Source organism: Verrucomicrobiia bacterium (assembly GCA_035574275.1).
Classification (GTDB): Bacteria; Zixibacteria; MSB-5A5; order DSPP01; family DSPP01; genus DSPP01.
In genome coordinates, this window is record DATLYY010000073.1 from 32,319 (window position 1) to 56,660 (window position 24,342).

The window sequence follows — 24,342 nt, forward strand, 5'->3', positions numbered from 1 at the left end:
CTCGCTACCCACCCGTAAGGTACGCTCGAAAGTAGCCCTGTCAAGCCGGTCTTTGCAATGCAAAAAATTTTGCCAAAAGTGCAAAAAATTTTGAACCCCCCTCCGCTCCACTGACTCCGATTTGGACGGGATGGCAAGCTCAATTCGGTCTTAACTTGACCCGGGAGGAAATTCTGGTTTAAATGGGGCGAATGGGAAAAGTCATCGCCATCGACGGGCCGGCCGGGGCTGGGAAATCGACTACGGCGCGGATGGTGGCAACCCGGCTCGGCTATACCTACTTTGACTCCGGCGCGCTGTATCGGGTCGTGGCGCTTTTGGCGCTCGAGCAGGGGGTTCCCCTTGATAATGAGGAAAAACTGGCGGAGCTCGCAAGAGAGATGGGCATCCGGTTTCAAACTGAAGAGGGGGGCAACCGGGTTTTCGTTGGCGACCGCGAGATAACCGATGCCATACGGACGCCGGAAATAGACCGGGCGGTAACGCCGGTGGCCGCCCTGCCGCGGGTCCGCGAAGCAATTGTGGAGCGATTGCAGAAAATGGGAAAGGGCCAAAACGTAGTGGCCGAAGGGCGGGACATCACCACGGTCGTCTTTCCGGCAGCCGACTTGAAAATCTATCTCGATGCCTCGGTGGGAGAACGGACGAAACGGCGGTTTCTCGAATATAAAAAAGCCGGCCGGGAGGCGGATTTATCCAAACTGGCCGAAGAAATCAACAGGAGGGATGAGGCGGATAAAAGCCGTTCTGAAGGAGCCCTGCAAATTGCGCCGGGGGCGGTGGTCATCGATACGACCGGCTTTTCCATTGAAGAACAAGTGGAAAAAGTGCTTGAGCTCGCGAAAGAAAAATTGGGCTTAAATAGTGGCAAAATGCCGAAGGTCAAACGAAGCCCAATGAAGTGGTTTTATTTGTTCATATGGACGCTGGTGAGAAATCTTTCCCGCTTTCTTTGGCGGCTGACATGGGAGGGGGTCGAGAATATTCCACGCGAAGGGGGGATCATTCTTGCCAGCAACCATATTTCCTGGTACGACCCGCCGTTTGTTTCCGTAAGCTGCCCGCGAGAGGTACACTTTATGGCCAAGCGGGAGCTTTTTTCCATTCCCGTACTTGGGTTTATCATCCGTCACTTGAACGCCTTTCCGGTCAGCCGGGGAAAGTATGACCGGCAGGCGTTGGAGGCGGCCATTGAGGTCTTGAAAAAGGGAGAGGCGCTCATCGTCTTCCCCGAAGGAACCCGCAGTCGAAGGAAAGGGGAGTTTCTGCCTCCCAAGGCCGGAATCGGCGTTTTGGCGAGGGAAGGGGGGGTCCCCATCGTACCCACTTACATTTCCGGTTCGGACGAGTTGCCCAAAATTTTTTTCAGTTTTGGGCGGGTGCGGGTGATTTTTGGAACGCCGATTCCGAAGGAATGGGTGATGTCGGTTGCAGAAGGAAAGCCAGGATATCAACAGATTGCGGAAGAGGTTATGCGCCGGATTGGGGAGCTAAAAAAAGGTTGCCAATCCGGTTCGGTTGTATAAATTGATGCCAGATGGAAGTCATACTTTCCAAGGAAGCGGGCTTTTGTTTCGGCGTGGAACGGGCCATACGGATGGCGATGCAGTCCACTGAAAAGGAGGCCGGAAAGGTTTATACCTTTGGTCCCATCATTCACAATCCCCAAGTGGTGGAGGACTTCAAGCGCAAAGGGGTCGAAGTCATCGCAGACCCGGAAGATATCAACGCCAAGGGGGTGGTGGTCATCCGGGCACACGGGGTCAAGCCGACTGTCGAATCGGAAATTAAGCAGATGGGGGTGGAAGTCGTTGACGGCACCTGCCCCATCGTCAAGCACAGCCAGAAATACGCCAAAAAGCTTTTTGACGAAGGGTATCAGGTGGTGGTTATCGGCGAGCGGCATCACCCCGAAGTCATTGGGCTTTTGGGATACACCAACGAGACCGCCGTCGTCATTGACCCGGATGTGACCGAAGTAGAGATTCCGCCCGGGAAAAAACTGGGGGTCATCCCCCAAACCACGCTCGAGGTGAAAGATTTTCTGCGGGTGGTGGGGCTTTTGATAGAAAAGGCCCGCGAAGTGCGGGTTTTCAACAACGTCTGCAACGCCGTCACCGATATTCAGGAGGCGACCAAGGAGCTTTCCCAGGAAGTGGATATGGTTCTGGTCATCGGCGGCAAGAACTCCGCCAACACCTCGCGGCTGGCGGTTATCTGCCGGGCCTTGGGAAAAGCGGCCCACCACATCGAGACCCCAGAGGAGATTCAAAAAGATTGGTTTTATGGGATGAGACGGGTAGGGGTGACAGCGGGGACTTCCACACCGGACTGGATCATCCAGGCCGTAATGGAGCGGGCGCAGAAGCTGGGGGAAGAAGCGGAACGGGAGGTCTTGGCGTCCAAGTAGCTAAAGAGTTCTCTCATTTTAGCAGTTCCGATTGCCGACAAAAAGAGTAGCCCGAGCCGTGGCCGTTTAACCGTAAACGGCTTGCGTTTCCCGTTTGGGTATTTATATTAAGGTGTTTTGCCAAGAATGGCGAAAACCAAAGGAGGAAAAAAAACGAGTGGTATCGAAGTCCAAAGGCGCTAAAACTGTTTCCAAAACGGGAGGTGCGCGCACAAAAACAAAAGCGAAACGAGTTGTCCCCACCGATTCAAAACCGAAAGTAACCCGCAAGCTGAAAGAAAAAACGGCCGCCGTGCCGTCCACCGTTCCCCCCGCCGCTTTGGTGGTGGGAGATGCTTCCGCTTTATTTGACGAAAACGAAAAAAACAGCTCCGGTTTTGCCCAGCTTTTGGCCAGCCGCAGCACGACCTCGCCGGACGTCAAGGAAGGGGAGGTTGTAAAGGGGCGGGTTATCGGCACTGCCGGGCAGGACGTTTTGGTGGACGTCGGCTTTAAGTCGGAAGGGATCATCCCGCTGGAAGAGTTTGGCGACGCTTCGGGCGTGCATCCGGGAGAAGAGATTGACGTTTTAATCGAGATTTTGGAAGACCAGAACGGCCAACTCATCCTCTCCAAGCAAAAGGCGGATTTCCTCCGGGTTTGGGACCGCATCAAGGAGGCGCACGACACCAACCAGGCGGTCACCGGCAAGGTTATGCGTCGCATCAAAGGCGGAATGGTTGTGGACGTCTTTGGCGTGGAGGCTTTTTTGCCCGGCTCTCAGGCCGGGTTGCGCCAGGTGATGGATTTCGACGCCATGGTCGGGCAGAACATCGAATTGAAGGTTGTGCGAATCAACAAGCTGCGCCGAAACATTGTGGTTTCCCGCCGCCAGCTTTTGGAGGAAGAACGGGACAAAATGCGCCAGCATTTGCTGACCGAAATCGCCGTCGGCCAGGTGCGGGAAGGAATCGTGAAAAACATCACGGACTTCGGCGTTTTCATCGATTTGGGGGGAGTGGACGGGCTTCTGCATATCACGGACATGTCCTGGGGACGGATTTCACACCCTTCAGAGGTTGTGGCGATCAATCAGAAAATCAACGTTAAGATACTGGATTTCGACAAGAACACGGGAAGAATTTCGCTCGGCTTGAAACAGCTTACTCCCTATCCCTGGGAAGGAGTGGAGGAGCGGTATCCAATGGGGCGGCGCGTGAAGGGTCGCGTCGTTTCGTTGACCGACTACGGGGCTTTCGTGGAACTGGAAAAGGGAGTGGAAGGTCTTATTCACATTTCCGAAATGAGCTGGACCCAGCATGTCAAACACCCCTCCAAAATTCTTTCCGTGGGTGATATCGTTGAAGCAATTGTGCTTTCCACCGACAAGCAGAATGAAAAAATTTCGCTCGGCATCAAGCAGTTGACCCCGGATCCCTGGCAGACATTGGATTTGCGTTATCCGGTGGGGACACGACTTTCCGGCAAGGTACGCAATCTAACGGCATTTGGCGCTTTTGTTGAGCTGGAAGAGGGAATTGACGGGCTGGTGCACATTTCCGACATGTCCTGGACCAAGCGGATTTCCCATCCTTCGGAAGTGATGAAGAAGGGAGACAAGGTAGACGTGGTCGTTCTGGGGGTGGACAAAGACAACCGCCGGGTTTCGCTCGGCTTCAAGCAGATGCAAAACGACCCCTGGCCCTCCTTGGTGGACCGCTTCCGTTCCGGCACCGAGATGCAGGGGAAAATCTCTCGCTTCATGGACCGCGGCGTGGTAGTCGAACTGCCGGGGGACGTGGAAGGGTTTGTGCCGCTCAATCATTTGGGAATTTCCGGCTTGCCCAAACCCCAATTGGCTTTCAAGGAAGGGGAGAGTTTGCCGGTCGTTATTCTGGAGTTCGACGCCGGCAACCACAAAATCATCTGTTCGGTCGAAAATTACTTTCAGCGGCACGATGCTTCCGAGCGCGAAAAATACGTCGCCGCCCATCCCATCCGGCCTGAAAAGCAGGAAAAGCATCCCGCCAAGGCACCCGAGCCGGTCGCGGCCGAGCCCCCTCCCGCTCCGGAAGGATAAGCCGTGCCGAGGGTCGCCCTTTTCACCCTTGGCTGCCGGTTGAATCAAGCCGAAACCGAGGGGATGGGGGAGGCTCTCGAGTCGGTTGGTTTCGACACCGTTTCCTTCGGAGAGCAAGCCGAACTCACTTTAATCAACACCTGCACGGTGACCGCCTCGGCGGATGCTTCCTCCCGCCAGGCAATTTTCCGTGCTAAAAGAATCTGGCCGGAGACCCGGGTGGTGGTCACTGGTTGCTATGCCGAAACCCATCGGGATGCCCTTGAGGCGATGCCTGAAGTGGCTGGGGTTATTCCCAACGGCAAAAAAGAGGAAATTCTTGCCGAGCTTTCGGAGCTCTTTCCTGAGGATATTCTTTCTGGAAGATTTTCGGTTCCGATTGATTTCGTCAGTCCCAATCGAACCCATACCCGTGCTTTTGTAAAAATCCAGAACGGTTGCGAGGATAACTGTTCATATTGCGTCATTCCCTTCTCGCGCGGGAACGACCGTTCTCGTTCCTCCGAAGATGTGTTGGCTGAAATATTGCGCCTCGAAAAAGCGGGCTACAAGGAAGTGGTTTTGACGGGCGTGCATATCGGAAAATATTGGGACGGAAAGATTCGTTTGGACGGGCTTTTGCGTCTCATTTTGGAACGGACGAAGATTCCGCGCTTGCGGCTTTCTTCCATCAAAGTCAATGAGGTAAATGAGAAACTTTTGGAGCTTTTCCGCTCCGAGGAGCGGATTTGTCCGCATTTTCATACGCCGATTCAATCCGGCTGCGACACCGTTCTGGAGCGGATGAAAAGACGCTACCGCACCGCGCAGGTGCGAGAAGTGTTGGCGCAGTTGAAGGAAATCCGTACTGATTGCACCATCGGCACCGATTTGATCGTGGGATTTCCAGGCGAAACGGAGGAGGAATTTGAGTCCGGCCATGATTTCATCGCTTCCCTTCCGGTGGACCACATGCATGTCTTTCCCTATTCCGACCGACCGGGCACGGCGGCTTCCGAAATGTCCAATAAAATTGAATCCGCCGTCAAAAATGAGCGGGGGGAGAAATTGCGCAAGCTTTCAGAGAAAAAATGGGACGCGCACATTTCCCGTTTTGTAGGCCGTAAGCTTTCGGTTTTGTTTGAAGGCGGGCGCTCGCGCGAATTTGGGGTTTCGGCGGGAACGGCGGACAATTATATTCGGGTCACTGTGAACGCCGACGGGGCTTTGGCCAACCAGTTGAAAACGGTAAGAATCCTTTCCGTGGAGGGGAAAAGCCTGCGGGGGGAGGTTTGAAAGGACTCTGGGGGGCGGTTTTGCTTGCAGGCGCGGCAGGCGCTTTATTTTTGGGCTTGCGCCGGGACAGGAGGTTTTTTTTGAGTTTCGCCGCCTTCCTGCTTTCCGCTTCCTTTTTTCTTCTGCCCGATCTTCTTGGGTTTGAAAACCAGCGCCTTCTGTTTGGGGTCGATCCGTCAGTTTGGGCCGCGGCGCTTTTCGCTCTTGCCGGTTTCTATTTTGCTTTTCGCACGCTTGAGGCGAGGGAGGAAAAGGTGGTTGTCGAGGCGGCGCCCCTGGCGGAATTTTTCGGCGCAATGAAAGAACTTTTGATGCACCCCCATACGTTAGTTGAAGTTTTCAACCTGTCCCTGCGGGAAATCTGCCGGCTTTGGGGAACGCCCGCGGGAGCGGTCTTCATTTATCATTCCGGCACGGATGAACTGCTTTTGGCCGCGAGCTTCGGGCTTTCCCGCGAGCAGGAGAAAAAGTGGGAAAGGGTTCGCGCCCGGGAGGAGCTTTTCTCCCGCTCCGCCAAGACCGGGATGAGCCTGGTCATCGGGGATTTGGCGCATTCGCGCAAGACCTGGGCCGCTCTGGCGCCATTCGTGAATTTCGGCTCGCTGGTTTCCATTCCGATGATCGGGCGGGAGAGGGTTTTGGGGGTTCTGGTTTTGTTGGCCGCCGAGCCGTACCGTTTTGGCCGGGTGGAGGAAGAGGAACTCGGGCCGGTGGGGCTGTCTTTGGGAATGTTTGCCGACGGGGTGCGCTTGATGCGGGAAGGGCGGCGGCGTTCGGAGGAATCCGAAGCGTGGAGGCGCGAACTGGAAAAAACCCTTTCCGGAATTGCATCCATTTCCAAGGGGGACGCGCTGCATAACATCCTCGATTTGGCCGCCGCGCGGCTGCCGTACCGCCTCGGAATGATTTTGGCCCACCGCCTGGAAAAATGGGAAGTGGTCTCTTCCAGCTTGGAGCCGCTGGTGGGGGATCGGCTATCCCCCGTATTGACCGAAACCGTTTCCAACGGCTGTCAGAGTCCCGAACCAAAACGGCTCTACGAACTACAAAAACTCTCTTCCTTTTTTGAGCATCCGCACGAACTGCCCCCCATTACTGAAGCGCTCTTGCTGCCGCTTTTCGACGAGCGGAAAGTTGTCGGCGCGATTATGCTTGGATTCGAGGGGAACGCCCCGAACGGGGATTATGTTTTGTCCCATCTTTCCGCCTTGGCAGGGGTCGCCGTGGCGCTTTTGAGCCAGCCGGTGGCGGTGGCCCATGCGGAGAACTGGGTGGGGGCTTTGCAGACGTTGGCCACGGTCAAACGCGAAGGAGAACTGCGCTCGTTTTTAGATTTTGCTTTAGTCACATTCTTTCACTTCGATACCGGGTTTCTTTTCCGTTTTGAAGACGACAAGCTCCGACTGACAAAAAACTGGGGGTATCCGGCCTTCAATTCGGTTGAATTGGAGCTGGAGGAAGGAATTTGGGGGCACGTCGCTTTGGAAAGAACGCCCCTCATCGTTCCACGTGAGCGAGCCAAGGAGTTTATGGAGACGGTCAACCGGGCCGCCTTCGACCAGATTCTAAAAGCCACCGGCGGAATCGGGCTGCCGATTTCGCAAATGGCCGTGGCGCTGGTTCGGGGAGAGAAAGTTTGGGGAGTTTTGAGCTTGGAGCGGTACCGACATTCCTTTACGCCGGCCGATTTTGAAAAATTCGCCGCCTTGGCGGAGCTGGTGTCGATAAAACTTTCGGCCCTCGAAAAGAAAGAATTGGGGTTGGATGACGGGGTTGAAATCGGCAATGAAATCAACAACGAGTTGACCGCCATTATCGGCAACTTGGAGCTCACCTCCGCCGAACTGCCGGAGGGGTCGCCCCTGCGTGAAAAGTTGGGTGAACTGGTCGGTTTGGCGCAAAAGACGGGGGAGAAGGTGGGGCGGTTGGCCCGCAATCTCTCAACCCTGGCCGGACAGCATCGGGATATTAATCGTTTGCTGGATGAAGTGGCTGAGGCGGAAAAAGAAAATCTGGCTGCCGATTTGTCACCGTTGCCGGAAGTGCGGGTCGATTCGACAAAATTGAAGGACTTTCTGCGGGAAGTGATACACGAACTTATGGCCAAAGGTGCAAGCAACGCTTTAAGCTTGAAAACCGATACCGACAACCAGTACATTTACATCCGCCTGCTTTCCAAAAATCCGGAGGCGCGCCACGACAGCATAACCGGTGTCAGCTTCGGCCAGATTTTCCGCTCCGATTTTTCACGTCTCGAAGAAAGTTTGTCCCCAACCGATTTGGGCTGGATAACCGAAGCGGGAGGGCAGGTCAGTTTGGTCGAAGATGAAATCGCCGGGCGTTCACTGACGCTCCGTTTTCCGATTCCCAAGGCGGCCAAAAAGGGATGGAAAAAGTCGCTCAAAATTCTGGCCATCGACGACCAGGAGATCATCCGCGATTTGTTGGTCAATATGTTCGGCTCCGCCGGGCACGAGGTCACGACCGCCGAGCGCGGCGAGGAAGGGATTGCCAAGTTCAAAATCCAGCGGTTCGATTTGGTGGTCACCGATTTGTCGATGCCCGATTTATCCGGCTGGGAGGTGGCGCGCGAGGTGAAAAAGCTCCGAGCCGATATGCCGGTCGTTCTCATCACCGGCTGGGGGCAGAATCTGGACGAGGAAAAGCTGAAGGAATCCGGCGTGGACCGGGTGGTCACCAAGCCCTTCCGCATCGAGCAGTTGATGAAAACGGTAGAAGAGTTGCTTTCCAAGCCGGTGGCCCGTTAATCTACCCCTCATAATTTTAATTGTTGACCCAGAATTATTAGCTATATTTCCACCGGAGGAATTGATATGTCCTCACGCTGGCTCTTGGCTCTGCTTTTAGTTCCGCTACTCTCAAGTATTGCCTTTTCTCAAAAGCTGATAGACGGTTTCACCCGCGAATTCGCCATTCAGGGATTGCCCACCGGTTTTTTGCTTAAAAGTTTTGATGTAACCGGGGACAGCGTTTCGGAGCTTTTTGTCATCACCAGCAATCAACTTCAGGTTTTCGACGGCAAGACCTTTTCGTTAATTTTCAAAGACTCTACTGCACCCGGCACGAATAACCTAAACCAAGCCGATGTGAATAGCGATGGAAGCCCCGACTTGATTGCAAATAGCAAAGATACGGCAATAGTGATCTGGAATGGGCCCGATTTTTCTACGCGGAGGTTTTTCCCTGCACCGCAGCGCGGTTTCAATACGTTCGCAGTGCGAAATAGAGAAGATGGGCAGGTTGAATTTTCTTTTGGATTTCGCTTAGATTTTTCTATTTCTTGCCCTCCATCCTCGGGTACCGGTACGTCGGGATACCTTAAACGATACCTTGATACGACTTTTACTTTGGCCGATTCGTTCGGCCTTCCCGGGGCACCAGTTCAAATAGAACCGGTGAAAATTGGCAGTTCGATCGATTTAATTATTGTTGAAGACGATGTTTCCAATCAGCGAAATTGTGACCCGTCGACTTTTAGTCACAGTCTTCTGTTTCAGCGGCTCCACTTGGGTGCCTTGACTGGGTCTACCTATTACAGTTTTTCCTGCTTTCACTGCGGACCGGGTTGTTTTTTGGCGTTTTCCGGGGGTCCAGCAATAGGGAATATTGACTCCGACCAAGGACCGGAATTCATTGTCAAGTGGGAAGAATGGAATTCTCTATCCTGCACCCCCCCTAATCCCACACCTCGGTATTTGCTTGTATATGACCTCGCTTCGAACACAGGTCAATTTTCTCATGCGGACTCTTTTCCGTACCTTAGTCCTCTGTTCGTATTAGATATCAACCGGGATGGAAAAGGAGAGCTTTTGTCGCATCAAGTCATTGGCGGTAAGCCAGGATTTATCGAATATCAAACATCAAATGGATCAACGCTTGGGTTTACAGAATATCCATTTACTCCATCTACTAAATTAACGGGCCAATTCGGTCAACCGGCTTCTCCAAAAGTTTTGCTTGGGCAGGGGGATTCCGTGGTTGTATTTGGAATATGTACCGCTGTGAGTAGAGGAGATTTAAATGCAGATGGAAACGTCACAGTTTTTGACGTGACTTTGCAGCTCAATTGCGTTTTTCTCAACGAAGGGGATTGTAATCTCTGTTTTGCCGATGTCAATTGCGATGGGGCTTTAACGGCAGCGGATGTGGTTTTGGAGTTGCTCGCTGTATTTCTGGAAAGACCCTTTCCCTGCTCTTAGCGTTACCGCACTCGTACTTCTAAATCCTTCATCACCCGCATTGCGGCGTTGTGGCCAGCGGAGCCGATGACCGAGCCGGCCGGGTGGCAGCCGGCACTGCAGGAATACAGCCCGGCAATGGGAGTGGCATAGGGCATCCTTTGGTCAAAGCCGAAGGTGTTGTCAATATGGTGGATGTGCCCATAGGTGATGCCGAAATGCTTTTCGATTTTCTTGGGAGTCAAGGGAAAAACATCCACCACGCTGTCTTTGAACCCGGGCGCAAAGCGCTCGGCAATGTCGAAAAGATGGTTTACATAACGCCATTCTTCTCTCTCCCACGTTGAGTTTTTTAGCTCATACGGCACCCACTGCACAAAAAAGGCGGAGTTGTGATGCTCTTCTTTGTCCTGCAACGATGGGTCGGCGGCGGTGTGAATGTACCATTCGATAGTGGGGAAGTCGGCCAGCTCCCCGGCCTGGACTTTTTCAAACCCCTCGCGGATTTTGCGAATCACGTCCGGCCCCTGCGGCAAAAGGTGGATGGTGGCGTTGTGCTGGCCGCGGGCTTCCGGCAGGCAGGCAAATTTGGGCAGCCGGTCGAGCGCAAGGTTCACCTTCATCGTCGTTCCGGTGCGCTTAAAGTTATCCAGTTTGGCGTTGAACGCTTGCGGAAATTTCTCCTGCCCGACAAGGGCGCAAGTGCGGAACGGGTCGGCGTTGCTGATGACGACTTCGGCAAAAAATCCCCGGCCATCCTGCAAAACCACGCCGATTACCTGCCCGGCTTTGGTCAAAACCTCCTTCACGCCTGCCTCGGTCAAAATCTCCGCCCCCGCCGCTTTCGCCAGCCGGGCAAGTTCCCTGGTGACGCTCCCCATCCCGCCCTGCGCAATCATCCAGGTGCCGTCCGCGCCGGGGAGGCGGCACATATTGTGAACGAGAAAATTCATCCCCGTGCCGGGGGTGCCAAAGCTGGCGGAAAGGCCGGAAAAGCCATCCGTGACGGCATACATCGCGACCAAAAGCTCACTTTCAAATCCAAACCGCGCCAGATACTCTTCCACCGGGTGGGTAACAAGGTCAATAAATGTTTTCCGCAAGGCGGGGCGTATATATTTTTCAGCCGTTTCCTGCAACGATAGCGGTTCTTCGAGCCAACTGGGGGCGATGTCTTCCCGAATTTGGCCGATTTCTTTGTTCAGGGCTTCGTTTGCCTTCCAGTCCTTTTCGGTGAAAAACTCCAAAAATTGGCGGCGCATCGATTCACCATCGGAGCCAAAAAGCAAGTAGCGGCGGTCGGTGGTGGGAAGGAAATAATGCGGGTCGCGGCGGATTAGTTTGAAATTCGCACCCAGTTTGGCAATCAACTCCGGCTGCATAACTCCCAAAAGATAGGCGCCGGTGGAGGTGCCCAGATTGGGAGCTTTGGGAAAAGGGTACTCCGTTTTTGCCGCACCGCCGACGGCGGCTTTTTCTTCGAGAACAGTGACTTTCAGCCCCGCCCGCGCCAAAAAAACCGCCGCCACGAGGCCGTTATGCCCCGCACCGATTATGATAATGTCCGCTTTTGTCTTGTTCATAATCAAAAAAGCTTAACGCTTCCTCTGCGGTTTGTCAATCTTCGCTCCTCAAGAAACGATTGGCGCGGGGAGGCGTTTTGTATAAATTGGCCCCCGATGCTGCGCTTTTTAACCGCTGGGGAATCGCACGGGCCGGCCTTGGTTGGAATCATTGAAGGATTGCCGGCCGGGTTGGCGGTCGATTTTGATTTCATCAACAACGAGCTGGCGCGGCGGCAGAAGGGATACGGCCGCGGGGGGCGGATGAAAATCGAGCAGGATAAAATCAAAATTCTCTCCGGCGTTCGCCATCAAAAAACGCTGGGGAGCCCGGTCGCCTTTGAAATTGCCAATCTGGATTGGGAAAACTGGAAAAATATTATGAACATCGAGGGCGCGGGGCCGAATCCGCAAACGGAAGAGGAGAAAAAGAAGGCCAATCCTTTGACGGCGCCGCGCCCGGGCCACGCCGATTTGGCGGGAGCCATCAAATACAATCAGTCCGACATCCGCAATGTGTTGGAGCGGGCTTCCGCCCGCGAGACGGCCGCCCGTACGGCCTCCGGCGCATTTGCCAAGCTTTTCTTGCAAAAATTCGGCGTCCGCATCACCAGCCACGTCATCGATATCGGCGGAGAAAGATTGCCGGAAGGGGCGCGTCCGCCGTTTGATGTTTTGGCGCAAAAAGCGGAGGCCTCGCCCGTGCGGGCTGTCGATGGTGGTTTGGAGAAGCGGATGATGGCGAAAATTGACGAGGCAATTCAGAAAAAAGACACCGTCGGCGGCGTGTTTGAGGTCATTGCCACGGGTGTTCCAGTCGGTTTGGGGAGCTACGTTCACTGGGATAGAAAGCTGGACGGGCAACTGGCGGCGGCGGTGATGTCCATCCATTCGGTAAAGGGGGTGGAAATCGGCGCCGGGTTCAGGCAGGCGGGGATGTTCGGCTCGCAGGTGCACGACCAGATTTATTACGTTTCAAAAATGTCGGCAGAGAGAAAGCGCACGAAATATTTTTTCCGGCGGACAAACAACGCCGGCGGGCTGGAGGGAGGCGTGACGAACGGCGAGGATATCGTCATCCGGGGCTGCTGCAAGCCGCTATCCACCTTGATGCAGCCCTTGAAAACGGTGGACATCAAAACCAAGGAACCGAAGGAAGCGATTGTGGAGCGCTCGGACGTTTGCGTGGTTCCCACGTATGGCATTGTGGCGGAAGGGATGGCGGCTTTGGTTTTGGCCTCTGCATTTTTGGAAAAGTTCGGCGGCGATAATATGAACGAAATTGAAAAACACTATCAAACTTATTTGGAAAGTGTATTTTAGAAACCGAAGCGAGGTGAAATGATAAAAACGACGGTGGTCGGCAATTATCCAAAAATTTCATCGGACAAAAGCGTTCCTAACTTGCGGAACGCGCTGAACAACTTTGACCAAAAGAAAATTTCCGCAGAGGAACTGGAACGGGTCTATCAAGCCACCATACAACGCGTCGTCCGGGAGCAGGAAGAAGCGGGAGTCGATTTGCCGACCGACGGGCAAATCCGCTGGGATGATATCGCCACCTTCTTCGCCAAAAATTTCGAGGGGGCGCACATCAACGGTCTAATCCGTTTTTTCGACAACAACGTCTATTACCGCAAGCCGGTCTTTACGGGGGAGCTGCACTCGAAAACCGCCATCGCGGGCGTGGAATATCGAAATGCCTCGATTCATTCGAGACGCCGATTGAAAGGGGTAGTAGTCGGCCCGTATACGTTGGCAAAAATGTCGGTGGATGAGTATTACAAGGATGAAGAGCGGCTGGTGATGGCGCTGGCCTCCATTCTCCGCAGTGAGGTTTTATCGCTTCAAGATGCGGGTGCGCAATACATCCAAATTGACGAGCCGTACCTAACCTGGGCGCCGGAGGGTCTGCCGTTGGCCAAGCGGGCCCTGACGGAAATGCTGGAGGGCGTGCGCGCCAAGAAAATCTTGTGTTTGTATTTCGGTACAATAAAGCCGCTGGTGCCTTCTCTGTACGATTTTCCGGTGGATATATTTGCCGTCGACACGGTTTCAAAACCGGAAAATCTGGAGTTATTGCTTCAGGCGCCGGCGGATAGGGGAATCGTTGCCGGCTGCCTTGACGCCCGCAACATCAAGCTGGAGCCGAAAGCGGAGCTTTTCTCCATCTATAAAAAGCTGGCGTCACAAAACCGGCCCGAAATTTTTGTCTCCCCTTCCTGCGGGCTGGAGTTTCTGCCGCATTCGGACGCGGTCGCCAAGCTGAAATGGATGGTGAAGACGGTCAAGGAATTCAATGCTGGTACTTCTGTACCCCTCAAGGCCAAAAAGAAAAAGGCGCCGGCAGGGTCGCAGACCAAGAAAAAAGCAGTCGAACGCAAACCTGTGAAAAAGAAGAGCAAGCCCTCTTCCAAAACCGCAGCCAAAAGGAAAACTTTCAGGGGCCGGAAAAAGGGGAAGTAAATGCTGGAGCATCTCAAGAAAACCGACCCAGAGACCTACGCAGCTGTTCAAAACGAAACCCGGCGGCAGGCGAACAAGCTGGAGTTGATTGCCTCCGAGAATTTCGTCTCCGAGGCGGTTTTGGAGGCGATGGGTTCGCCTTTGACAAACAAATATGCGGAAGGGTATCCGGGACGGCGCTATTACGGCGGATGCGAGTTTGTGGATGTCGCCGAAAATCTGGCCATTGAACGGGCCAAGAAACTTTTCGGCTGCGAGCATGCCAACGTCCAGCCCCACTCCGGCTCGCAGGCCAATATGGGGGCTTATCTTGCGGCTTTGGAAATCGGAGATAAAATTTTGGGGCTGAATTTGTCCCATGGAGGGCATTTGACCCACGGCCATCCGCTCAATTTCTCCGGCAAATTTTTCAAAGTAGTGGCCTACGGTGTTTCACCGGAGACGGAAACCATCGACTATGATGAATTGGAAAAGCAGGCGATTGCCGAAAAGCCGAAAATGATTGTCGCCGGCGGCTCGGCCTATCCGCGCATTCTCGACTTCAAGCGGTTCAAAGAAATTTGCGATAAAGTCGGGGCTTATTTAATGGTCGATATCGCCCACATCGCCGGGCTCATCGTGGCCGGCCTGCATCCCTCCCCCGTGCCGTATGCCGATTTTGTCACCACCACCACCCACAAAACCCTGCGCGGGCCGCGGGGAGGAATGGTGATGTGCAAAAAGGAACATGCCCAAAAGTTAGACAAACTTATTATGCCCGGCATTCAGGGTGGGCCTTTGATGCATGTCATCGCCGCCAAGGCGGTGGCTTTCAAGGAAGCGTTGACGGAAGAGTTCAAGGAGTATCAGCGGCAAATTGTTTGCAACGCCCGTGCGCTGGGAGAAAGCTTTGCACGGCGGGGTTACCGGCTGGTTTCCGGCGGAACGGACACACATCTGTTCCTTGTGGATTTGCGGCGCAAGGAGATGACCGGAAAGGAGGCGGAGGCCGCGCTCGACTTGGCCGGTATTACCGTCAACAAGAACACGATTCCATTCGACCCGCAACCGCCCTTGGTCACTTCCGGCATACGCGTTGGAACCCCGGCCGTGACTACGCGCGGAATGAAAGAAAAAGAAATGGAGGAGATTGCCGGTATGATGGACGAGGCGCTACAAAATCGCCAGTCCAAGGAAAAACTGGCGGAGGTGGCCAAAAAGGTGAAGGGTTTGGCTTCCCGATTTTCGCTCTACACCCAACGACTGTCCGGTTATGCTGGTTGAATTCGCCACCTTTCCGGTTGACAAGGGGCCCAAGTTTTCCGAGCCGGTGGCCAAAGTCATCGATTTAATCGACAAAAGCGGGCTCAAGTATCAAACCACGGCGATGTGCACCCTTGTCGAGGGGGATTGGGACGCGGTTTTCGCCTTGATTAAGAAGTGTCATTATCTTTTGCGCAAGGATTCCACACGGGTTTATACCCGCATCGTGGTGGACGACCGAAAGAACTTTCCCAGCCCGCTGACAGAAAAAGTTGACCGAGTGGAGAAAGCGCTGAAACGAAAAATCCGGCGATGAAAGTCACCACTCACCACTGGCTGGTTCTGGTCACCGTTCCAAATAAAAAGATACGGGAGAGATTGACAACCGTTTTGCTTGAGGAAAAATTAGCCGCCTGTGTCGCATCGTTTCCAGTTTCCTCCCAATATCGTTGGAAGGAAAAAATCGAGCGGGCCAAGGAATTCCAGCTTTTTATTAAAACAGCGGCTCCTATCGAACGGCTAAAAAGAAGGATTGTTGAACTGCATCCTTACGAAGTCCCGGAGGTTCTGGCTTTTGAGGTTAAAAAAGGGCTGGCCGAATACCTGACCTGGATGCGGAGGGAATCGGGCTGATGAAATACCGAAAAGTCGAGAACGGATATTTTCTCCGGCTGGGAAAGGGGGAAGAGGTTGTTTCCTCCATCGTTGAGTTCGCGACAAAAGAGAATATCAGTTCTGGAGCATTCTTTGGGTTGGGTGCCATCAACAATTTTGAACTGGGCTACTACGATTTAAAAACCTGTAAATATGAGAAGGAAAAATTCGAAGAGGATATGGAAGTGGGCAACATCACCGGCAATATCGCCGCGCTGGACGGCAAACCGTTCGTTCACGCGCACGTCACCGTTTCCGGCAAGAATTTGAAGGCCTTCACCGGCCATCTTTTCTCGGCCGAAGTGGCCCTAACTTTGGAAATATTTGTTTTCACTTCATTTGCCAAAATTGAGCGCAAAATGGATGCGGAAATTGGTTTGAATTTACTGGATTTGTGATCACGTTTTCCTCCGATTTCGGCACGGCCGATCCTTATGTCGCTATTGTAAAGGGAGTAATTTTATCGATAAATCCCAAGTGCAAAATAATGGACCTCTCGCACGAGCTGGCCGCCCACGACATTTGCCGGGCGGCCTTTTTTGTTGCCTCCGCCTGCCCGGTTTATCCCGCCGGCACCATCCACCTCTGTGTGGTTGACCCCGGTGTCGGCTCCAACCGAAAACCGATTTTGCTTGTCACCGGGAAGGGGGCTTACGTCGGGCCGGATAACGGCCTTTTCGGCTTGGTGTGGCAAAACAGCAGGAATAAAAAGGCGTTTTGGCTCCAAAATGAAAAATATTTTTTTTCGGGTACCTCCCAAACTTTTGACGCCCGGGATGTTTTCGGGCCGACGGCGGCCTATCTTTCTTTGGGTGTTGCGCCCGAGGTGTTCGGCCCCGCCTTGGACTCGATACATTTGTTTCCGTTCCCCCAACCGGTCAGGCGGGGCGGACATTCTGCCGGGGAAATTATATATATTGACCGCTTCGGGAATCTGGTGACCAATTTTACTTATGGAATGATTCAGGGGAAAAGAGTAGAGGTGAAACTGGGAAATCGCAAAATGAGCGGCCTTGCCCCAAATTACGCAAGCATTCCAAGGGGACAAACTGCTCTTATTTTGGGAAGTTTGGGTTATCTTGAAATCGCCGGTAATGCGATTTCTGCTCAAAAACTTTTAAGAGCAAAAATTGGCGGCAAAGTCGGGCTGAAACTGTTATGAAGTGTCCCTACTGTGGCAAGGAAGAGGACAAGGTCATCGATTCCCGCAGCGTGCAGGACGGCAAAGCAGTCCGCCGCCGCCGGCAGTGTCTGGCCTGCGCCAAGCGTTTCACCACCTATGAATATGTAGAAAACGTCTCGCTGATGGTGGTCAAGAACGACGGCCGCCGGGAGCCGTTCGATCGCCAAAAACTTCGCATGGGGATCGAACTGGCCTGCAAGAAGCGCCCGGTTGGTTCCAAACGAATTGATGCAATGGTGGATGAAATCGAAGAAAAACTTTTGTCCATGTCCAAAGGGGAAATAGAATCGCCGTCAATCGGGGAACTGGTGATGGAAAAGCTGCGCGAAATTGATGAAGTGGCCTATGTCCGGTTCGCATCGGTCTACCGCAAATTCCAGGACAAAGGGCAATTTTTGGATGAATTGAAGAAGCTGTTGAGTTCTTAAATCTATCCCTTACGAAAACACCTAAAGATTTTTAGGTATGACTAAAAATCAAAGAGAAATGACCTTTGTCGAGCATCTGGAGGAGCTACGCGGACGGCTAATCGTCTGCCTCGTTTCCGTTTTGGTCACCTCCGTCGCCATTTGGTTTTTTTCCAGGGAGATACTGGATTTTATAACCCGGGATGTGCCCAAGGTCTATTTCACATCCGTTACCGAGGCGTTCGGCGTGCGCATCAAAATCTCGATGTGGGGTGGGCTTATCGCCAGCGTCCCGGTCCTTCTTTATCAAGCCTGGCAGTTCGTGGTGCCGGGACTTTTGGAGCGGGAATCCAAAGCGGCCTTTGGGGTCATTTTCTTTGGCACGTTTTTTTTTGCAATTGGAGGGGCTTTTTGCTTTACCATGGTCTTGCCGGTAGCGGTGAAGTTTCTTTTGGGCTTTCAGACCGAAAAACTGGCCCCCCTTATTACGGTGGGGGACTACGTGGGGTTTGTAGCGTTTATGGTTTTCGCTTTTGGAGCGGTTTTTGAACTGCCGGTCGTGACTTTCTTTTTGGGCAAGCTGGGAATCGTGAATGCCGTGATGCTGGCCTCCGGGCGGCGTTGGGCAGTTGTTGCCATTCTAATCGTCTCCGCCGCCGTTACACCGACCCCCGATTTGTTCTCCCAAGTGGCATTGGCCGTTCCGCTTTACATCCTGTATGAGCTTTCCATCTGGATTGTCCGCCTTACCGGCAGTCGGGGCTGACCCCTTTACTTTCCTTCCCTAAATAGGCATACTAAAATGGTATGAAACGGGCGGGCGGCTATTCCGACGGCTGTAATATTTCCTTTTTTTTCTTTGCAGGTTTCTTCCAGCAAAAATGATAGGCCAGACCGTTTCCCACTACCGGATTGAATCGGAAATCGGCCAAGGGGGAATGGGGGTGGTTTACCGGGCACTGGACACCCGGTTGGAGCGAGCGGTGGCGCTGAAGTTTCTTTCCCCGCAATTCGTATCCCATCCCGAGGCCAAAGCCCGTTTTTTGAACGAAGCCCGGGCCGCTTCGGCTTTGAACCATCCCAACATCTGCACCATCTACGAAATCGGGGAATACGACAGCCGGGAGTTTATCGTGATGGAGTTGGTGGAAGGGGAGGCTCTTTCCAAAATCATCGCCGTCGGCAAACTTTCGGTGCCCACCGTTCTCGATTATTCACTGCAACTGGCTGAAGCGCTGGAAGCGGCCCACAAAAAGGGGGTTATTCACCGGGACATCAAACCGGACAACATCCTTGTGACCGCCGAAGGGCGGCTTAAGATAATGGATTTCGGCTTGGCCAAAATCCGGCACACCACCCGGATTACGACGACCGGGGCCGCCCTTGGAACCGCCGCCTATATGGCTCCGGAACAGGCCCGTGGGGAGTTGGTGGATGCTCGGGCGGACCTTTTTGCTTTGGGGATGATTATGTATGAAATGCTCACCGGTCGGCATCCCTTTGCGGGGCCGCAATCCCCGGAACACCCGGCTGCGGTCATTTATGCCATTTTGCACGAAAAACCGGAACCCTTGGCGCATTATGCCGCCAATATCCCGGCCGGGTTGGAGACGGTCATCTTGAAGGCGCTGGAAAAAAGCCCGGCTCGCCGTTACCAGAGTGCCCGGGAACTGGCGTCCGATTTGCGTCTCTTGGTTCAATCCCCCCTCCATACCCTGCCCGTGGCGCAAGCCCCCATCCGCCCTTCCGTGGCGGTTTTGCATTTTGATAATCTGTCCGATTCTGAGGAGGATAAATATTTCGCCGCCGGAATCACCGAAGACATCATTACCGATTTATCCAATATCGAAGGGCTGCGGGTCGCTTCCCGAATGCAGGTGGAACAATTCCGCTTCAAGCCGATCGACTTGGCGGAAATCGGCCGCCGGCTGCAGGTTGATTATGTTTTGCAGGGCTCCGTGCGCCGGGCTGCCAGCATCGTGCGCATCACGGCACAACTGACCAAGGTCGCGGACGGTTTTCAGGTCTGGTCCCGTCGCTTTGACCGAGAAATGAAACATATTTTTGAAATTCAGGATGAAGTTTCCAAGGAAGTGGCATCGGCCTTGAAAGTCCGGTTATCCCCCGACGATTTGGCCCGCATCGAAAAGATTCCGACCAACAATTTGCAGGCCTACGATTATTTCCTCAAGGGCCGGGAATACAACTGGAGTGTAGTTACTGAAGCGCAGAAGGAGTACATCGATTTGGCGGTGAAAATGTTTGAAAAAGCGATTGAGTTGGACCCCGCCTTTGCCGAGGCCTGGGCCGGTCTGGGAGAAGTGTACACCTCCTACAGCATCCGGCGCATTGATTTTAATCCGGAGTACATCAAAAAGGCCGAGGAAAATATAAAAAAAGCGCTGGAGATCTCACCGGATCTGGCGGAAGCCCGCCGGGCTTTGGGGCGCTTCTACGCCAGCCAGAGGCGTTTTGCCGAAGCAGCGGTCGAACTGGGACGGGCAATTGAGTTGAAGCCGAACTACGCGGATGCCTACTACAGTTTTGGTGCCGCCCGTTTTGAGGAAGGGAAATACGCCGAGGCGCTGCGGGCCTTTCAAAAAGTACTGGAACTCCGTCCAACCTTTTTTCTGGCGTTTCTAACGGCGGCGGAAACCGCCTGGGTACTGCAGAATTATGAGTTGACGGAAAACTACCTTAAACGCTGCGATGAACTGGTTTTGGGGCATTTCAAGGCGTATGACATCGCCGGTTGGTTGCATATCCGCCAGGGGAAGCTCGAGTTGGCCCGGGAGGACTTTCGACTGGCGGCGGAGCGTTGCGAAAACCCAAGTTTTGCCGAAACCATTAGTTTCGGTTTGATTCTGCTATCCGACCATGATCGTGCCATTCAACTTTTGCAACGGGTAGGGAATTCGGTCAACGGTACCAACCTCTACCTGCTGGGACTGGCCTATGCCCTCAAAGGGATGGAAAAGGAGGCCCGGCTGGCTTGGGGAACGGGAAGGGCGTTTCTCGAACGACAGCTTGACGAAGTCCCGGTCTTGCTGACCCCGTTGATGCTGGCCAGTCTGGCTTTAATTAGAGGGGCGGAGGGGAAATTAGAGGAGGCTTTTTGCGCTGTTCGGCAAGGGGAGGCAGTGGAGTTGGCCAAGCCCGAGGAAAAGGCCGCCTTGAAGGTGGTCGCGGGGATACTGTTTGGACAAAAAAAGGATGCCGTTCAAGCCGTGGAAGCTTTAAAAAACTCCCGCTCCAAATATTACACTCCCGTCGAGGCGGCCTTGGACCCGCGCTTGAAAGATATTGCCAACTCCCCAGGATTTAAAGCATATTTGACCAGTTGAACATTCAACGAAGAGGAGAACTAATAATGAAAAGGACATTGTTCGCGCTGGTAATCGCTATCGGTATTGCGAGTGCCACTTACGGGTTGCCCAAGGAAATTTTCAAAGAGCGGCGAGCCAGACTGATGGAGCTGATGGGGGACGGAGTGGCCGTTTTGTACGGCAGGACCGGAAGCTTTGAAGGGGAATTTGAACAGGATAACAATTTTTATTACCTGACCGGTGTGGAGGAACCAGGCGCCATTTTGGTTTTGGCCCCCAAGGAAAGAAGCCGCAAGGATGTTTTGCTTTTGGCTCCCCGCAACCCGGAAGATGAGCGCTGGAGCGGCGAGCGCCCCTCACTGGGTAAAAAACTTGAGGACTCGCTCGGTTTCGAATATGTGGGGCGCACCGGCGGGCTGGGATGGATGGTTAACTCCTATCTCCAGCATACCACCAACTTGTGTTACCTTTCTCCGCCGGTTGCTTCGAATTCTCCCATTCCGGCCGATCTTAATTTCTACAAGGACGTGACCGCCCGCGTGCCCGGTACCTCCATCAAAAATATGTCCCATTTAATCCGCGAGATGCGTGCCATTAAAAGCGAAGAAGAGCTGGTGGTGATGCGGAAGGCCATCGACATTACAGGCGAGGCGTTTGGGAAAGCGGCGTCAACGATCAAGCCGGGAATGACGGAACGGGACATCCAGGATATCATTGAGAATGAGTTCAAGGCCCGTGGGGCTCGACGCGTGGCCTTTCCCTCCATTGTCGCCACCGGAAAAAACACCACCATTCTGCACTACCGGCGCAATGACGCCGTCATAAAAGAGGGGGATTTGTTCCTGATGGATATTGGGGCGGAGTTTGACCACTACGCCGCCGACGTTTCCCGCACCATTCCCGTCTCCGGCAAATTTACACCCGAACAGCGGAAAATCTACGAAATCGTTTTGAGAGCGCAAAAAGCCGCCATGGCCAAAATCAAGCCGGGCGCATACGTACGGGAAGACGTTCACGCGGAAGCCAAACGGGTGATCGAGGAGGCGGGGTACGGGGAATACTTCATCCACGGCACCAGCCATTTCATCGGACTGGACGTACACGATGTCGGCGATTACGGCAGCCCGCTTAAAGCGGGGATGGTCATTTCCGTCGAGCCGGGGATTTACATCCCCGAAACGGGAATCGGTGTGCGCATCGAGGATGACGTTCTGGTCACCAAGACGGGTTACCGGCTTTTAACCGGACATATTCCGAGGGAAACGGACGAAATTGAAAAACTCATGTCCGGGAAATAAGCTTATATTTGTTCCGGGATGAGCGGGCCGGATTTTGCGCACTACAAAATCCTGAAAAAATTGGGGGCCGGCGGTATGGGCGAAGTCCATCTGGCGGAGGACACCAGGCTCGGCCGCAAGGTCGCCCTCAAGTTTCTTCCCCTTGGAACGTCCGTAGACCCGGAGGCCAAACAGCGTTTTCTGCACGAAGCCCGGACGGCCGCGGCTTTGAATCACCCGAATATTGTCACCATCTACGAGGTCGGGGAGTTTGGCGACCGATCCTACATTGCAATGGAGTACGTGGAGGGGCGCTCGCTTAAGGATATAATCGTTGTCGAGGGGCTGCCGATGGAGCGAGTACTGGAATTGGGGGTGCAAATCGCCGAAGGTTTGGCCAAGGCTCACCAAGCCGGCATCGTGCACTGCGACATCAAGTCGGACAATATCTTGGTGAACGCAGACGGACAAGCCAAAATTTTGGATTTCGGTTTGGCCCAGCTTAAGGGGGTCTCCGGCCTCGGCCCCGAAACTTCGGCCGGAACGCCAGGGTATATGTCCCCCGAGCAGGCGGAAGGGGGAGAACTCGATTTTCGCACCGACCTCTTTTCGTTTGGGATAGTTTTGTATGAAATGGTCACCTCCCGCCTACCCTTCAGCGGAGCCCACCCGGCAGCCGTGGTGTATGCCATTTTGAATGAAAAACCGCTACCCCTGAGCCGGTTTCGGCCGGAAAGCCCATCTTCTCTCCAATCCGTCGTGGAGCGGACATTGGCTAAAGACCGGGACAAACGCTTTTCCTCCGCTGCCGAGCTGGCTTCCGCGCTCCGGGATTGCCAAAGGGAATTGGTGGAACCGAGAAGCGGGAAAAAAGATAAACAGTCGGTGGCCGTTCTGTATTTCGACAATTTGAGCCAGGACCCGGACAGCGATTACTTCTGCGCCGGAATGACGGAGGATATTATCACCGACTTGTCCAAAATTGAAAGCATCCGGGTCGCTTCACGCAATGCCGTTTTGCCCTTCAAGGACAAGCCGGTCAATGTCCTGGAGCTGGGAAAAAACCTCGCTTTGGATGCCGTTTTGCAGGGGAGTTTGCGTCGGTTTGGAAACCGCATCCGGATTTCCGCGCAGCTTATTGACGCCCGGGAGGGTTTCAACCTGTGGGCAGAGCGCTACGACCGGGAACTGACGGAAATTTTTGTATTGCAGGAGGAGATAGCCAAAAACATCGCCGGGGCCTTGAGAATACGGCTCTCCAATCAGGATGAGCAAAAAATAGCCCTGAAGTACAAAGGAAACCTTGAGGCGTACGACAATTATCTTAAAGGGCGGAATTACTTCTACAAGTACACCAAACAGGATTTGCTTATCGCCATACAGATGTTTAGAAAGGCCCTGGATATTGACCCCGACTATGCTTTGGCATACGCCGGACTGGCCGACAGCTACGTGCAGATGATCGACCGTTATTACGAAACGGATAAAGGAATATTAAGAAAAGCAGAGGAGGCCGCTCAAAAGGCGTTGGCCATCGACCCCTTATGTGCCGAAGCCTATAAATCGCTGGGGCTGATTTATTACAAAGAATGGCGTTTCCGAAAAGCCAAGGAGCAGTTTTTGAAAGCTCTCGAATTGAAACCGAGTTTCGCAGCGGCCCGTTCCAATCTCGCGAGCACCTACATATATCTTGGCGAATTTGAACGGGCGGAGCGGGAATATCTACGTGCCTACGAGGAGGATCCTTCGCTAACCTTCGTGCTTTGGCTTCTTGCGCGGTTGTACCTGAGCCTGAACCGGTTTTCCGAAGCGGAAAACTATATTCAAAAAGTTTTTGATTCCGGCGAGTCCTCCTTCCACCTGGAAATTGGCTATTATCTTTTATCGAGAACATACTTTTATCAGGGGCAATCTGAAAAAGCCCTGCATTATTTGCAGAAATACGTCGAAGTGGAGCCGAACGAACCGTTCGGCGATTCCGCCATGGCCTCGCTCTATGCTGCGCTTGGCCAGCCGGACAGGGCACGCGTCAAAATCGCGGACACCTTGAAAAACGCCCCTTGGGATGAAGACATCATCGAGAATCTGATACTTGCGTTTTGGTTTTTGGGAGAAAAGGAGAACTTCTACGAGTGGATCCGCAAGGGAACGGCGGAAAACAAAATCGTCTGGGTTTTTCTGGAAAGGAATCCGCTTTTGGAAAAAGCGCGGAGCGAGCCTTTGTTTCAGGAATTGCTTCGTTTATTGAAGGTGAAGACGATGGGGGAAATGGTCTAAGTGGG

At 53.6% G+C, this 24,342-nt stretch carries 19 protein-coding genes; 18 read left to right on the forward strand and 1 reads right to left on the reverse strand.

The features are described 5' to 3' along the window. Window positions 1-182: 182 nt before the first annotated feature. From cmk to VNL73_09920, 6 genes are all read left to right on the forward strand, one after another. Window positions 183-1,526, forward strand: coding sequence for a (d)CMP kinase (gene cmk, locus VNL73_09895; GenBank protein ID HXF49718.1), 1,344 nt, complete (start codon window positions 183-185; stop codon window positions 1,524-1,526). A gap of 11 nt (window positions 1,527-1,537) precedes the next feature. Further along, entirely contained in the window at window positions 1,538-2,410 is an 873-nt protein-coding gene (gene ispH, locus VNL73_09900; protein ID HXF49719.1) for a 4-hydroxy-3-methylbut-2-enyl diphosphate reductase, read from the forward strand. Window positions 2,411-2,567: 157 nt separating this feature from the next. Next, window positions 2,568-4,469, forward strand: a complete 1,902-nt coding sequence (gene rpsA, locus VNL73_09905) for a 30S ribosomal protein S1 (protein ID HXF49720.1) — start codon at window positions 2,568-2,570, stop codon at window positions 4,467-4,469. 3 nt (window positions 4,470-4,472) lie between these two features. After that, entirely contained in the window at window positions 4,473-5,744 is a 1,272-nt protein-coding gene (gene mtaB / locus VNL73_09910) for a tRNA (N(6)-L-threonylcarbamoyladenosine(37)-C(2))-methylthiotransferase MtaB (protein HXF49721.1), read from the forward strand. Further along, the gene (locus tag VNL73_09915; GenBank protein ID HXF49722.1) at window positions 5,741-8,512 is read left to right on the forward strand and encodes a GAF domain-containing protein; all 2,772 of its coding nucleotides are present in this window, start codon (window positions 5,741-5,743) and stop codon (window positions 8,510-8,512) included. The genes mtaB and VNL73_09915 overlap by 4 nt, the downstream gene beginning before the upstream one ends. Window positions 8,513-8,578: 66 nt before the next feature. Continuing rightward, window positions 8,579-9,964: a dockerin type I domain-containing protein gene (locus VNL73_09920; GenBank protein ID HXF49723.1), complete on the forward strand. Its 1,386-nt coding sequence runs from the start codon at window positions 8,579-8,581 to the stop codon at window positions 9,962-9,964. A gap of 2 nt (window positions 9,965-9,966) precedes the next feature. On the opposite strand, the gene VNL73_09925 is transcribed toward VNL73_09920, so the two are convergent. Further along, complete coding sequence (locus VNL73_09925; protein HXF49724.1) at window positions 9,967-11,526, reverse strand: NAD(P)/FAD-dependent oxidoreductase; 1,560 nt, start codon at window positions 11,524-11,526, stop codon at window positions 9,967-9,969. A gap of 96 nt (window positions 11,527-11,622) precedes the next feature. Between VNL73_09925 and aroC the strand changes: the two genes are divergently transcribed. The 12 genes from aroC to VNL73_09985 all read left to right on the forward strand — a co-directional run bounded on the left by aroC (window position 11,623) and on the right by VNL73_09985 (window position 24,337). After that, window positions 11,623-12,828 (forward strand): chorismate synthase, encoded by a 1,206-nt coding sequence (gene aroC, locus VNL73_09930; protein ID HXF49725.1) that lies wholly within the window; start codon window positions 11,623-11,625, stop codon window positions 12,826-12,828. 18 nt (window positions 12,829-12,846) lie between these two features. Next, entirely contained in the window at window positions 12,847-13,971 is a 1,125-nt protein-coding gene (locus VNL73_09935; GenBank protein ID HXF49726.1) for a methylcobamide--CoM methyltransferase, read from the forward strand. Further along, window positions 13,972-15,234 carry a serine hydroxymethyltransferase gene (glyA, locus tag VNL73_09940; GenBank protein ID HXF49727.1) on the forward strand — a complete coding sequence of 421 codons (1,263 nt, stop codon included), beginning with the start codon at window positions 13,972-13,974 and terminating at the stop codon, window positions 15,232-15,234. Further along, window positions 15,224-15,529, forward strand: coding sequence for an MTH1187 family thiamine-binding protein (locus VNL73_09945; protein HXF49728.1), 306 nt, complete (start codon window positions 15,224-15,226; stop codon window positions 15,527-15,529). The genes glyA and VNL73_09945 overlap by 11 nt, the downstream gene beginning before the upstream one ends. Continuing rightward, window positions 15,526-15,846: a divalent-cation tolerance protein CutA gene (gene cutA, locus VNL73_09950; protein ID HXF49729.1), complete on the forward strand. Its 321-nt coding sequence runs from the start codon at window positions 15,526-15,528 to the stop codon at window positions 15,844-15,846. The genes VNL73_09945 and cutA overlap by 4 nt, the downstream gene beginning before the upstream one ends. Further along, complete coding sequence (locus VNL73_09955) at window positions 15,846-16,265, forward strand: PPC domain-containing DNA-binding protein (GenBank protein ID HXF49730.1); 420 nt, start codon at window positions 15,846-15,848, stop codon at window positions 16,263-16,265. Before cutA ends, VNL73_09955 begins: the two co-directional genes overlap by 1 nt. Beyond that, window positions 16,262-17,029, forward strand: coding sequence for an SAM-dependent chlorinase/fluorinase (locus tag VNL73_09960; GenBank protein HXF49731.1), 768 nt, complete (start codon window positions 16,262-16,264; stop codon window positions 17,027-17,029). The genes VNL73_09955 and VNL73_09960 overlap by 4 nt, the downstream gene beginning before the upstream one ends. Beyond that, the gene (gene nrdR, locus VNL73_09965; GenBank protein HXF49732.1) at window positions 17,026-17,478 is read left to right on the forward strand and encodes a transcriptional regulator NrdR; all 453 of its coding nucleotides are present in this window, start codon (window positions 17,026-17,028) and stop codon (window positions 17,476-17,478) included. The genes VNL73_09960 and nrdR overlap by 4 nt, the downstream gene beginning before the upstream one ends. Window positions 17,479-17,515: 37 nt before the next feature. After that, window positions 17,516-18,223 (forward strand): twin-arginine translocase subunit TatC, encoded by a 708-nt coding sequence (gene tatC, locus VNL73_09970; protein ID HXF49733.1) that lies wholly within the window; start codon window positions 17,516-17,518, stop codon window positions 18,221-18,223. Window positions 18,224-18,338: 115 nt separating this feature from the next. After that, window positions 18,339-20,801 carry a protein kinase gene (locus VNL73_09975; GenBank protein HXF49734.1) on the forward strand — a complete coding sequence of 821 codons (2,463 nt, stop codon included), beginning with the start codon at window positions 18,339-18,341 and terminating at the stop codon, window positions 20,799-20,801. 26 nt (window positions 20,802-20,827) lie between these two features. Continuing rightward, complete coding sequence (locus VNL73_09980; protein HXF49735.1) at window positions 20,828-22,081, forward strand: Xaa-Pro peptidase family protein; 1,254 nt, start codon at window positions 20,828-20,830, stop codon at window positions 22,079-22,081. An 18-nt stretch (window positions 22,082-22,099) separates the two neighbouring features. Continuing rightward, window positions 22,100-24,337: a protein kinase gene (locus VNL73_09985; protein ID HXF49736.1), complete on the forward strand. Its 2,238-nt coding sequence runs from the start codon at window positions 22,100-22,102 to the stop codon at window positions 24,335-24,337. Window positions 24,338-24,342: the final 5 nt, after the last annotated feature.

Bases quoted from the DNA above. Each gene is read 5' to 3' on its own strand.
- cmk (HXF49718.1), top strand. From the start codon at position 183: ATGGGGCGAATGGGAAAAGTCATCGCCATCGACGGGCCGGCCGGGGCT.
- ispH (HXF49719.1), top strand. From the start codon at position 1,538: ATGGAAGTCATACTTTCCAAGGAAGCGGGCTTTTGTTTCGGCGTGGAA.
- VNL73_09920 (HXF49723.1), top strand. From the start codon at position 8,579: ATGTCCTCACGCTGGCTCTTGGCTCTGCTTTTAGTTCCGCTACTCTCA.
- VNL73_09925 (HXF49724.1), bottom strand. From the start codon at position 11,526: ATGAACAAGACAAAAGCGGACATTATCATAATCGGTGCGGGGCATAAC.
- aroC (HXF49725.1), top strand. From the start codon at position 11,623: ATGCTGCGCTTTTTAACCGCTGGGGAATCGCACGGGCCGGCCTTGGTT.
- VNL73_09935 (HXF49726.1), top strand. From the start codon at position 12,847: ATGATAAAAACGACGGTGGTCGGCAATTATCCAAAAATTTCATCGGAC.
- glyA (HXF49727.1), top strand. From the start codon at position 13,972: ATGCTGGAGCATCTCAAGAAAACCGACCCAGAGACCTACGCAGCTGTT.
- VNL73_09945 (HXF49728.1), top strand. From the start codon at position 15,224: ATGCTGGTTGAATTCGCCACCTTTCCGGTTGACAAGGGGCCCAAGTTT.
- cutA (HXF49729.1), top strand. From the start codon at position 15,526: ATGAAAGTCACCACTCACCACTGGCTGGTTCTGGTCACCGTTCCAAAT.
- VNL73_09955 (HXF49730.1), top strand. From the start codon at position 15,846: ATGAAATACCGAAAAGTCGAGAACGGATATTTTCTCCGGCTGGGAAAG.
- nrdR (HXF49732.1), top strand. From the start codon at position 17,026: ATGAAGTGTCCCTACTGTGGCAAGGAAGAGGACAAGGTCATCGATTCC.
- tatC (HXF49733.1), top strand. From the start codon at position 17,516: ATGACTAAAAATCAAAGAGAAATGACCTTTGTCGAGCATCTGGAGGAG.
- VNL73_09975 (HXF49734.1), top strand. From the start codon at position 18,339: ATGATAGGCCAGACCGTTTCCCACTACCGGATTGAATCGGAAATCGGC.
- VNL73_09980 (HXF49735.1), top strand. From the start codon at position 20,828: ATGAAAAGGACATTGTTCGCGCTGGTAATCGCTATCGGTATTGCGAGT.
- VNL73_09985 (HXF49736.1), top strand. From the start codon at position 22,100: ATGAGCGGGCCGGATTTTGCGCACTACAAAATCCTGAAAAAATTGGGG.